This is a genomic window from Algoriphagus oliviformis (assembly GCF_017254915.1).
GTDB lineage: Bacteria > Bacteroidota > Bacteroidia > Cytophagales > Cyclobacteriaceae > Algoriphagus > Algoriphagus oliviformis.
This window is the reverse complement of record NZ_JAFKCT010000002.1, coordinates 208235-220600: the sequence shown is the minus strand read 5'-3', so window position 1 is coordinate 220600 and position 12366 is coordinate 208235. Positions and strand designations below refer to the sequence as shown.

Here is a 12366-nt window from a genome sequence, read left to right as displayed (position 1 = left end):
ATTTGAAAGTTGGGACTCTCAAACCTGCATGGTCTTCCATCTTCCCTTTCGGAAAAAGTAGAGCGAAACCAAGGCGTGGAAAGAGTGGCAAAAAGCGATCGCGATAAAGATCCCCAAATACCGCATGCCCATAGGGAATGCCAGGAAGTAAGCCAATGGCACTTCCATACAGAGCAAGACGCCAATATTGATCCAAGCGGGTGTGCGGGTGTCGCCGGCGCCGTTGAAGGCCTGGGTGAGCACCATCCCGATGGCAAAAAAGACGTAGCCTAGCACGATCACCCACAGCCCCTGGGCTGCCACCTCACGGACTTCGGGGATGTCGGTGAAGAATCCCGCCAGCTGCTGGTTGAAGAGCAGGTAGATTCCCGTGACCGAGGCCATGAAGATCACGTTGTAGCGGGCAGTCAGCCAGACGGCTTTTTCGGCTCGGGAGACCTCTTTTGCTCCCAGATTTTGTCCCACCAGAGTCGCCGCGGCGCCGGACAGGCCCCACGCAGGCAAAATCGTGAAGATCAAAACCCGGAACGCAATGGTGTACCCAGCCAATGCCGCCGAGCCAAACTCCGCGTTCATCCGCGTGAGCGCCACCCACGAAATGGAATCGATGAGAAACTGGCCCATGCCGCCGATGGACAGGTCGATGATCTTGCGGATCGTCTCCCACTTCACATGGAGGTTTTGCCGCAGGATCTTCAGTTTGTGCTTGCCATTGACCAAGTGGTAGAGCTGGTAGACCACCCCCACGCTGCGTCCAAAGGTCGTCGCAATCGCGGCACCGTCCAGCCCGAAGCCATCCCAGCTGCCCAATCCAAAGATGAGGAGCGGATCGAGGATGATGTTGAGTCCATTGGCGATCCAAAGGGAGCGCATGGCAAGGTGGGCCTGTCCTGCCCCACGAAAAGCGCCATTGATCAAAAACAATAGCATGATCGCCGTATTGCCTGCAAAGACGATCCGGGCATAGTTGGTACCCGTCTCCACGACGGACTCCTCCGCCCCCATCAGCCTGAGGAGATCGGAGGCAAAAAGAAAGCCTCCCACGCCGATAAAGAGGGACACAATCCCCCCAACCAGCAGGAGCTGAAACGTGGCCGTACCAGCCTCCTCGTACTCTTTCTCCCCAAACCGGCGGGAAATCAAAGCCGTCGCCGCCATGCTGATCCCAAAACCGATGGCATAGGTCAAGACGATGACCGCCTCGGTCAAGCCTACCGTTGCCACAGCGTATTCACCGAGTTTGGCTACGAAGAAAATATCCACTACCGCAAAAGCCGATTCCATCATCATCTCGAGGATCATGGGAATGGCCAAAACGAAAATGGCGGTCTTCAGCGAGAGACTGGTAAAATCTTGCTCCTTGCCAAGGATTGCGTCTTTGATGAGTTGCCAGGTCATGGGGATGGGGAAAATGTAGAAAATTCAGCGTGGGGACTCAGGCACAAAATGAAAACCGTCTGTCACCATCCGGCGGAACCGCCGCAAAAAAACGAAAAAACCGCGAGATCCGCGGTTCTCATTGCTATCCAAAGCTCAGGTTACGACAATTTATGCCGCGGAAGCTCCTGTTTTCTCCAAGTGCGCCTCTTTGATCTTGCGACGGAGGATTTTTCCGACGTTTGACTTGGGCAGCTCATCCACAAAGTGAACCTCGCGAGGCACCTTATAGTTGGTCAGCGAGCCTTTGCAATATTCGATTACTTTCTCGGGGGTCAGTGCATCGTCCTTTTTGACCACATAGGCCACCACCTTCTCCGTGGACTTGGCATCGGGCATGCCGATCACCCCTACTTCGGATACTCCGGGACAGGAGGCGATGACATCCTCCACCTCGTTGGGATAGACGTTGAAGCCAGACACGAGAATCATCTCCTTTTTGCGATCTACGATCTTCACAAAGCCATCCTCATCCATCACGCCTATATCACCGGACTTAAACCAGTCTCCGTGCATCACGTTGGCGGTCTCCTCCGGCTTGTTCCAGTAGCCCTTCATCACTTGGGGTCCTTTGATGAGCACCTCTCCCCGCTCGCCGAGCGGCACGGGATTGCCAGCGTCATCGGCGATCATAAATTCCGTATTGGGCAGGGGCAAACCAATCGTGCCCACCCGCTCCGTGCCATCGATGCAGTTGCAGGAAGCTACCGGCGAGGTCTCGGTCAGTCCGTAGCCTTCGGCCAAAGGCACGCCAGTGACGGCTTTCCACTTCTCGGCAGTGGCTTTTTGCACCGCCATCCCACCGCCCACGGCGATCTTCAGTCCGGAAAAATCCAAGGCTCTAAATGCCTCCTGGTTGAGCAGGCCATTGAACAGGGTATTTACTCCCGTGATCACGGAAAACTTTTTCTTCGCTAAATCCCCGATGAAGGACTTCATATCCCTAGGATTGGTAATCAGCAGGTTATGAGCCCCAATTTTAAACATTGCCAAGCAATTGACAGTAAGCGCAAAGATGTGGTATAGGGGCAAGGCGGTGACCACGATCTCCTCCCGCTCCCGCAGCTTTGGCTTCATCCAGGCGGAGATCTGCTGCATGTTGGCCACGATATTGCCATGGGTGAGCTCGGCACCCTTGGACACGCCGGTGGTGCCGCCGGTATATTGGAGAAAAGCGGTGTCCTCCAGGCTGAGCTTGACAGGCTTGAAGGTAAATCCAGCTCCTTTGGAAAGCGTGGATTTGAAACTGACGGCGCCGGGCAGGGAAAAGGCTGGCACGAGCTTTTTTACGTGTTTTACCACTAGGTTTACAATCAATCCCTTGAGTCCGCCCAGCAGGTCTCCCAGACCGGTGACGATGATGTGTTTGGCGGGGATCTCGTTTTTGATCTTCTCCAGATTGGAGGCGAAATTCTCCACGATCACGATCACCTCGGCTCCCGAGTCGACAAACTGGTGCTTCATCTCCGCCGGGGTGTAGAGCGGGTTGGTGTTCACCACGATCATTCCGGCCCGAAGGGCGCCAAACATCGCCACGGGATACTGGAGTGTATTGGGCATTTGGATCGCTACCCTCGTGCCTTTTTTCAGGCTGAGCCCCTGGGAAAGATAGTTTGCAAAATGGGCACTGAGCCTATCCAGCTCGGAGTAGCTCATGGTCTTGCCCATGCACTCGAAGGCCACTGCATCCCCAAACTTCTTGACGCTCTCGTCGAAGAGATCGACGACGCTGGAATAGGCCTCGTAGTTGATTTCTTTGTCAACGGCGGCAGGATAGTGTTTCAGCCAAGGAAATTCGGTCATGTCAATGGATATTTTGGGTGAGTTTTTACCTGTCTTCAATTACTCAAAATTATTGTGCTTCGCCAAGCAATTTGTCCCTACTGTAGAATTTTTCGCGCAATCAGCTCTTTCATGATCTCGTTGGTCCCGGCATAGATCCGCTGCACCCGCGCATCCGCCCAGGCACGGGCGACGCCATAGTCCCACATGTATCCATAGCCACCGTGCAGCTGCACGCACTCGTCGGCGACCTTGCACTGGAGCTCGGTCATGTTGTATTTGGCTGCGGAGGCCATGGCAGAATCGAGCTTGCCCTCATGGTGCAGCTGTACCAAGTAGTCACAGTAGATCCGTCCTTGCTCCAAAGCGGCATTCATCTCGGCGAGCTTGAAGCGGGTGTTTTGAAACTCCGAAATGCTCCGACCAAAGGCCCGGCGCTGCTTGACGTAGGCGATGGTCTCCTGCAGCATGTACTCGCCCAGGGCAATCGCCGCTAAGGCGACTACGAGGCGCTCCTGTGGCAGCTCGCTCATCATGTACTGAAATCCCTGGCCTTCTTTTCCAAGCAGGTTTTCCTTTGGCACCCGCACATCTTCAAAAAACAGCTCGCAGGTATCCTGGGCATGGAGGCCGACCTTGTCAAAGGGCACTCCCCTGCCGAATCCCTGCATATCCCGATCGATGAGCAAAAGGCTGATGCCCTTGGCGCCTTTTTCAGGATCGGTCTTCACAGCCACCACGACCACATCGGCGAGGTAGCCGTTGGTGATGAAGGTCTTGGAGCCGTTGACCAGGTAGTGGTCCCCCTGATCCAGGGCAGTGGATCGGATCGCCTGTAGGTCAGACCCTGCACCCGGTTCGGTCATCGCGATGGCTCCGATGTAGTCTCCGGAGATCATTTTGGGGATGTATTTTTTCTTGACTTGCGCTGTGCCGTAGTGGAGTATGTAGGGCATCACGATGTCCGAGTGCAGGGGAAAGCCCACCGCAGGTGCCGAGCAGCCGCTCAAGCCCAGTTCCTCGATGAAGATGGCGTTGTACCTGAAATCCCGGATATGCAATCCCCCCAGATCCTCTGGAGCCTGAATTCCCAGAAAGCCGTTTTCGCCGAGTTTTTTCCAAATCTCGCGTGAGACCTTTTTTTGTTTTTCCCATTCCGCATTGTGCGGAGTGATCTCCCTGGCGACAAATTCTCGTACGCTTTGTCTGAAAAGCTCATGCTCTTCGGTAAAAAGTGATCTATGCAAACCAAACATGACGGGGTGGGTTAGTCTATCCAAAAATAGGGATTTTGGCCGGTTGCAGGCACTGACCAGGGGGCTTCTGAAAGCTCAAAAAGCCTGTTCTTTGAAAAAAAGGAAAAGAAATGGGCAAAGAAAAAGCTCCGGACCCAATGGGCCGGAGCTTCTCTGCAATAGGCTGGCTTCGTTATTCGAAGTGGATGGTTTTGTTGCGGCCTTTTGCGTCGGTGACGTTGATATAGACGTCCTCAGGAGACACGCCATTGAGGCGGTAGTTTTTGCGGAAACCTTCAGGCTGTTCGATTTGATCTTGGTGGATCAGCTTGTTGGTTTCGGCATAGCGGATTTCCACGCCCACTCCCGGCTCTTCCAGACCGATCACGGTCAGGTTGACCGTCTGGTCGTCGATGATCTTGCCATAGGCCATCAGCGGCAGCTGCTCTTTCGGGATAGGCTGCTCAAAGGTCGCTACGGTGTAGTCCACCTGCTCGGTATCGGTGGAGATTCTTACTTTGTATTCTCCCACCGGAAGGTCGGAAAGGTTGTAAGGAACGACCAAGTCGCCGTCTCCCACTTTGACTTTTCTTTGGTGGAGTTTTCTTCCGGTATGGTCATAGAGAGCGATTTTGGCTTCTCCCACCCCTTCTTTAAGAAGTACGTTGACTTTTTTGAATTTCGCCTTTACGTTTGACAAGGCCATCAAATCGTCATCGGCTGCGGATACGGCAAGGCTGCTAAAAGAAAGTGCGCCTGCAAGTGCTAAAGTGAATAAGGTTTTCATAAATGTGTTGGTTTAGTGTTGTGCTTGTCCTCATGCGAAGCGCATACCAACAGGACCTGGCATGCCAAAACCAGCCTTTTACAAATTCCCCAATTTTAGTTTCCGTTAAGGTTTCCTACCGAAGATCCTTCTGAATTGTCCGCAATTTGATCATCTGACCTTGTGCGAAATTGGGATTTCGCCGCTTTTCTGTCACGACAGCGGACAGAATTGGACGGTTTGGCCAAAAACCGGGGTTACAGGATATTGTGGGCTGTTAAGGAAATTTAATCTTCAAAAAACTTAACCCACGGGAGTTCAATCGATTGCGAACAAAAAAACCTGTACGCTCCCGTACAGGCTTTGTCCACTAGGAAACAATGTGTTTGACAAAAGTCAATTCTAAAAGGCGTATCCAAAGCCGACTCCGGCATACAGCGGCCAAAAGCCATTGTTGTTGAAGATCGGAGTCAGGTTTATCCTCCAGGTGAAGCCCCCGTCCACGGGCACCCGTCTATAGCCAAAGTTCATCGTGCCCATCAGGCTGGGCGATCCATCCACCGGCAGGATAAACTCGTAGGTGCTCTCCTCAGTGTAGTAGGAGGTGCAGATATAGTTGCCGTTGGTATCGTAGTAGCCGTTGGCACAGTAGGAATAGCTGTAGGAGTCTTCGTCGAACATAAAGAAGGTGAAGCCAAATCCCATCTCGAAATAGTGCGGGCCTTTGCCGTAGAGCTTGTTGACCATCACCGGCATGGAAAAGAAAGAGTCGTTTTCCGTGGCGTATCCTCCCGCTCCCACGCGCATTCCCCAGGAGTCCATACGCTGCTTGTCGAAGCGAAAGTCGTAATTGAAACTGTAAGGAAGACCTGCTCCCCCCAGTTCCAGGTAAATGGACTGAGTGGGAAGGGAGTCTTGGGCTCTTACCGAAAAGACGGTGAAGAGGAGGGCGAGGAGGGCTATTGTCTTTTTCATGGCTTGTGATAAAAAGTGAAAGCTACTACAGTTACGGTAAATTCCTTGCGTTTGCTACCCGCTTGTGATTTTTTTGCCCGCTTCGCAAAGACTTCTCTCCCAGCCCGGCTCAGTGCTCCACCTGTATTCTCTTCTGCATCCGCTCAAATTCGGAATTGCCGAAAACCCAGGTCTCCACCAGCCAATCCCCCGCCGTGTCGAAGGTCAGGTTTCCTGACTTGCTCTTGCCCCGGTCAAAGCGCAGGCCGGTATCCATGTATTGGAGCGGATTTGCCGTGACCGGCCTAGCCGCGCGCCGCGAATAGTCCTGAATGCGGGGCACCGTCACATCGGAGAGGAAATAGCGCTGCTTGGGCACGTTGTTCTTCAGGAAGTAGCTGTTGTTTTTGGTATAGAGGATCAGAAGTCCGTCCCCGACTTCCTCCCCCAGGTTGGTGGACTCCACCGTGGACCGATGGTAGTAAAGCTCTATCCTATCCAAGCTGGTGAGGTCTATGTTCCAAACTTCCTCCATGGACGCCGGACGATAGAAATCAATCAGCACCAGTGGCCTTTTGTTGAACTTCACATTCTGGTTGTCGGTATTGGCGACGAATATCTCCTTGCGTCCACCAGTGCTGGCCTTCTTGAGTCGTACCTGAGGGATGATCTCCTTGATCAGCGACTCCAGGTCGGGAAACTCGTCGTATTCGTCCATTTTGTAACTTTTGTCTGGGGTAAACGGCGACTGCAGCGCCACCACTTCATCGCCGATCTCGAAGTGCTCTTGGTACACCCGGCGATCGACCTCCGCCTCTACCAGGGCCTCGGGTAGGCTAAAGCCAAACCCGGCAGGACGAGTCGAGCTTGCAAAGCGGTCCTGGAGAGACACCGACCAAACCTTATAGTCAAACATCGGGCTGTAGTCTTTGAGCAATTTGGGACCTTCCACCGCGTGGGCCAAGGCAGCTGGGAGGTTTGCCTCAGAACTTGGAGCACTTAGGTTTTTCCAGTTGGGATGGTTGATGAGCTCCGCGAGCTCGGTTACCCTCGCGTCTTCCACCCTACCGGCCAAGACCAAACCATTCTTAAACTGCTGCGGAAAACCCGCCAGATCCAATTTCATCCCTTCTCCCACCTGCCCCTTGGAACTCAACTGCAGCTGTCCCTGGCTTTTCGCAGGAAGCTGTACCTGATAGCTCCAGAGCAGGCTGCCGGACTGGTCCAGCACGGAAATGTTGAAAGAGTTCAGGTTTTGATAGCGTGACTTCTCAAGAAGCGTCTTTCCAGCCTGAGCCTCCAGCTCCTCCAGCAGCATCCAGTCGCTGTGCGTCACGACTTTTGCACCTTGGGGCACTTTTGCGGAGCTCAGGGAAAAGTCCGCCGGATCCCAAAACCAAACCTTTGGCTCGACACGGTACTCTTTGTTTCTGAAGACTAGGCGATACGCTTCGGATGGCTTCACCTTGGACAGCACCTGCTGCAAGGGGGCGACGGCCTCGAGTACTTCCAGACTCCTACCCGAGCTGTCCAGAATCTCGATCACCTCGCTCTGGTCGGAAGTATGGTAGAGGCTGATGGGCGCATTTTCGAAAGGCACCTGCTCCCAAAAAAGGGCTGGCTCCCCCGCCGCCACCGGAGCGGAAGGGTTGGTGACCAAAAACTGTTTTCTAGCGATGGGAAAATCCCCGTAGTTGGACATCCACTTGGTATAGACGACGATGGAAAAAACGCCCGAAGCGCTGGTCTCGGGGATAAAAAGATCCCCGTAGGCCATATCCTGCCCAGTGAGCAGCATCTTCTCCTCATGTACGGCTTTGCCCGAGGCGTCCAGCACGGCAATGTAGGCCAGCTTGCTGTAGCGATAGCTTTCGTGGTTTTTCAGGAGCTTCGCCGCAAACCACACCCGGTCACCGGAAAGGTAGAAGTCCCGATCCGTGATCACCAGGAAATTTTCCAACTCCTCCTTCATCAGCCCACTTTGCTGCGCAGCAGCCCCGGAGAGCAAAAAAAAGGAAAACAGGATACTGAGGATTGATCTGATCTTCATGGCTGAAATGGAGCGGGAGTGTAAGGAAGCGTAAAAGGATAATAGTCTTTGCAATCTTCACTCACATGGCCGACCTCATCAAACACAAAAGGAAACTGCTGATTTAAGCGATAGATGTCAGCGCGGTACACCATCCTGTTGTACTCCACCTCCTGATAGGCCATGAAATTGCCCAAGACTTCCTCGTCCGGGTTGTCCAGGTTTTTGATGTTTCCGCGGATCTTAAACGGCGCCGGGTCAAATATGCTGCCCGTATTGCGCCGTTGTTTGTCGATTTGGCGGAGATAGTCCAGATTGGCCTTGGGAATGGTACGGATGGTTGACTGCAGATAAAACCTCCCCAAGGAAGTCACCTCAAGCTCTGCGAGGATAATCGGACTGGGCACATCGCTGCCCGATCCCAGGTTCATCCCCGTCACAAAGAGTGGCTCCTCGAGGTAGCAGTTGCACCTGCAGTTTTCAGCGTCCCCGGTCGTGAAGACCTCGGAAATCCCATCCGCTTCGATCAGGTAGCCGACTTCCTCGCCGGAGCTATTGCTTGCCTGGAGCGTGAGGTCCACGGTAGTGCCTATCACGCGTACAGGGGAACTCCCGGAAATGACGAACAGTGACTTTTCCCTCGCCACGGCCTCGAAATCGCCGAAAGTGGAAGGCTCCGGCATCAAAACCCACTCCGACTCATAGGCACCGTCACGGGTATTCACATGGACTCGGTATTTCATCCCAGCTGGAAAAGACTGCCCGGCATTGGGCTGGTGCAATAGCGTAGTATCGGCCGTGTTGGGAAAATACACGCGTCGGCCCGACTCGTCCTCCACATAGATGCTGGTCGTGGCCACTTTGGTATAGTTGGGCTGCGTGCTGCCAGAGAGATAGGAGCCCGAGCGGTACACGCGCACATAGGACTGCTCCGAGGTGGAACCTAGCCAAGCGTCGATGACCAGGTTGGACTCCGATGCCGGAACGCTCAGGTAGATCTCGTCTATGCAAGACGAAAGCGCCACAAAGAGGATCACATAGGCTATCAATCGCTTTTTCATCGGATGGAGAAATTGTAGGTGACGGATGGGATCATGGTGCCGATCACGGCTAGGCGATAGGACTTGGGGATACCGGCCTCGGGTGAAGACTGGAAAAACCAAGAGAAGGCATTTTTCCGCCCGTAGGCATTGTAGAGCGAGAACGTGATATAGCTACGGAAGTCGCTGTTTTTTCTCTGGTAGAAGTAGTACGTGGCTCCCAAGTCCAGACGGTGGTAGTCCGGAATCCGGGCTTGGTTTCGTTCCTGGTAGTCGATCACGATCTCACCACCTATGTCGTAAACGCCGCTCGGCAGGGTGATGGGACGACCCGTGCGGTAGTTGAAAGTCGCATTGAAGGACACGCGCTTCACGGGCTGCCAGGTTGCGACCACGGTCAGGTCATGGGGCTGGTCCCAGTTGGCGGGAAAGTAGTCGCCGTTGTTGATGGGTTCGCCGTATTCGGGTACGACCTTCCTGAAGCTTCGGCTGAAGGTATAGGAGACCCAACCGTTGACCTTGCCCCCGTTCTTTTTGACCATGAATTCTGAGCCATAGGCATAGCCTGTTCCCATCACCAGATCGGTCTCCAGGGTGGGATTGAGAAAAAGCTCCGCTCCGTCCTTGTACTCCACGATGCTCGGCATGTCCTTGTAATAGAGCTCCAAGGAGGTCTCGACGGTGTTTTGCTTCAGGTTTTTGTACAGACCCAAGGCATATTGCCAGGCCTTTTGGGGCTGGATGTAGCTGTCACTGAGCTTCCAGAGATCCACGGGAGCCGAGGCAAAGTTGTTGGTCAGCAGGTGCAGGTACTGGATGCTTCGGTTGACCGAGGCCTTGAGCGAAAAATCCTCCGTGAAGGCATAGCGCAGGGTAAACCTTGGCTCAAATCCTCCATAGGACTTGATGACCTCTCCCGAATTGTAGTAAACGGTATCCGTGACCGTCTCTTGGTCCATCGGCATCCCGGGTTCGTAGAGATAGACTTCCTTGGGTCCCATGGCCGCAAAGTGCGAATAGCGCAATCCGGCCTGTCCCTCCAGTCTATCGCTGATCTTCCAGGGCATCTGGAAATACACCGCGCCCTCCAGTCCCTGCTCATCCTGGACGAGCTCAGGAGCTACGATACTTTCGGGGGAGTTTGCCTGCAAGTCTCCCATCCCCATCTGGTAGGAACCGATCTGATAGCCGAAGGTCAGTCCTTCGAGCTTCTCCCCCGACCATTCAAACTGCTGCTGCAGTCCCACATAGTCTATGGAGGACCGCAGCTCGAAATCCATCGGGGTCCGCTCTCCCAGCACCGAGTAGCGGTAGCCGGAGTAGCTTAGGTTGACTTCGGAGCCAAGTTTTTCTCCCCAATAAGCCTTCCACTTCAGGCTGGCCAGATTGCTCTGCCAGGTATAGGCCGTATCGGAGTCAAATCGAAAGTAGTCCGTACTGGTATAGCCGCTCAGCACGAGGCTGTTTCGGTCGTCAATTTTATGGTCGATGCGCAGGTTTCCATCCAGGAAGTTGGTACTGCTGCCGCTGACGCTGGGGTTGGGGATTTTCTGAAGTACCCAGGTCGGATAGGCTGCGCGCGCGGTGGCCATCACTTGGGTCCTGTCGCTGATGGGGCCACTAAACCCAAGCCTGCTCGAGAGGAAGCCCACTCCCCCTTGGAGCGACCACTCTTCGGCATCCCCGGCTTTGGTCTTGATGTCCAAGACAGAACTCAAGCGTCCGCCATAGGCCGCCGGAATATCACCCTTGTAGAGCATCGCGTCATTTACCGCGTCTTGGTTGAAGATGCTGAAGAAGCCAAACATGTGCGAGGGATTGAAAACCGGCGTGCCATCCATGAGAATGAGGTTTTGGTCCACCCCACCTCCACGCACGTTGAAGCCGGAGGCTCCCTCCCCTACGGTGGATACCCCGGGAAGCAAAAGCATGCTCTTCACCACATCCACCTCTCCGAGCAGTGGCGGAAGCAGCTTCAGCTCTTCCATCGGCATACGAGTCGCGCCGGGAAGGGTACTCATCACGTTGGCGTCGATCGCGCGGTCAGTGACCGTGACCAGATCCAGCTCGCTCACGGACTCGAATAGCGTCACGTCGATCTCCTGGTCTCGGTAGACTTTGAGGATTTTTTGCTCCGTCTGCTTGCCCATGGAGCTGAAGTAGCCAATGTAGGTGCCTTCCGGAATCTGCACCGAAAACTCTCCCTTGCCATCAGCCTGGGCGGCGAGCTCCAGCTGGGGAATGGAAAAAAGAGCCCCCGGTAGCATGCTTTTCATTTCGTTGTCCCGCACTTTACCCCTGAGAAGAAAGGCCCGCTTTTCGGTGCTCGCCCCGACACTGGCGTCTTGCCGTCGATACCGCTCCCTGAGATAGGTGGGATAGACCACGATGTAGTTCTCTCCAAAGGTGAAATAGGAATAAGGACTGCCAATAGTCAGGGCCTCGGGAAGCCGCTCCAGGTCTCCGACGGTGACGGCATTCAGCTCGGCCACATCGCTGTCCAGGATCAAAAGTCGCTTTCCTGTGGTCTCATGGTATCGGTTTACCAATAAGGGCAGTGAGTTGGGGTCTGGCTTCTGCTGTGCGCCTGCGGTGGCGAAGAGCAGCAAGCAACCCAATAGGGTAAAAATTGCTTTCATGTAACAGTTGGTCGTTCTCAGGCTTGGCCCAATCCCTCGGCACTGCTGCCTGGGGAGATCGGAATATCTTCACTTCGGGTATCGTGTTCCGTTCTGGGGCGGATGCTAACCCTGAATGGTTTAGCCTGATGACCGAAAAAGATAAGACCTTGCAGCGGCGAAAATATGCGGCTTTTCTGACAACTAAATTCCCGTTCATCACATTTATATACCGGCAATTGTCCTCTTTGATTTTTGGCAAAAGGGCGAAAGAACGGCAAAAGCAAAATCGTCGACATCCCATCTTCCAAAAGCCAATCCGACATCAGCCGACTTGGACGAAAACCTTGCTTATTTCCGGTGAAAGTCACCCAACCTGAAATCCAGTATTACAGTCTCAAAACAGGAAATCACCTGAAAAAACAGTATAAAAAACAAGTCTGGGAGCAAATAATCAAACATTCCCTCCCTTTCCCCGCATTTCCCTCTTCATTTCTCACTTTTT

Annotated in this window: 9 protein-coding genes; all 9 read right to left on the bottom strand. The window is 53.8% G+C overall.

The window, feature by feature from the left end; all coding sequences use genetic code 11:
- Nucleotides 1-18: 18 nt before the first annotated feature.
- Nucleotides 19-1398, bottom strand: a complete 1380-nt coding sequence (locus tag J0A68_RS06590) for an MATE family efflux transporter (RefSeq protein ID WP_206577394.1) — start codon at nt 1396-1398, stop codon at nt 19-21.
- Between the two features lie 150 nt (nt 1399-1548).
- Entirely contained in the window at nt 1549-3240 is a 1692-nt protein-coding gene (locus J0A68_RS06585) for an AMP-binding protein (protein ID WP_206577393.1), read from the bottom strand.
- 77 nt (nt 3241-3317) lie between these two features.
- Nucleotides 3318-4475: an acyl-CoA dehydrogenase family protein gene (locus J0A68_RS06580; RefSeq protein WP_206577706.1), complete on the bottom strand. Its 1158-nt coding sequence runs from the start codon at nt 4473-4475 to the stop codon at nt 3318-3320.
- Between the two features lie 172 nt (nt 4476-4647).
- Nucleotides 4648-5241, bottom strand: coding sequence for a hypothetical protein (locus J0A68_RS06575; protein ID WP_206577392.1), 594 nt, complete (start codon nt 5239-5241; stop codon nt 4648-4650).
- Between the two features lie 381 nt (nt 5242-5622).
- Entirely contained in the window at nt 5623-6195 is a 573-nt protein-coding gene (locus tag J0A68_RS06570; protein ID WP_206577391.1) for a hypothetical protein, read from the bottom strand.
- A 109-nt stretch (nt 6196-6304) separates the two neighbouring features.
- Nucleotides 6305-8224, bottom strand: coding sequence for a hypothetical protein (locus J0A68_RS06565; protein WP_206577390.1), 1920 nt, complete (start codon nt 8222-8224; stop codon nt 6305-6307).
- Nucleotides 8221-9264 (bottom strand): DUF4249 family protein, encoded by a 1044-nt coding sequence (locus J0A68_RS06560; RefSeq protein WP_206577389.1) that lies wholly within the window; start codon nt 9262-9264, stop codon nt 8221-8223. Before J0A68_RS06560 ends, J0A68_RS06565 begins: the two co-directional genes overlap by 4 nt.
- A complete protein-coding gene (locus J0A68_RS06555; protein ID WP_206577388.1) occupies nt 9261-11882 on the bottom strand; it encodes a TonB-dependent receptor in 2622 nt (873 codons plus the stop codon). The genes J0A68_RS06560 and J0A68_RS06555 overlap by 4 nt, the downstream gene beginning before the upstream one ends.
- 17 nt (nt 11883-11899) lie before the next feature.
- The gene (locus J0A68_RS06550; RefSeq protein WP_206577387.1) at nt 11900-12232 is read right to left on the bottom strand and encodes a hypothetical protein; all 333 of its coding nucleotides are present in this window, start codon (nt 12230-12232) and stop codon (nt 11900-11902) included.
- Nucleotides 12233-12366 lie beyond the last annotated feature (134 nt).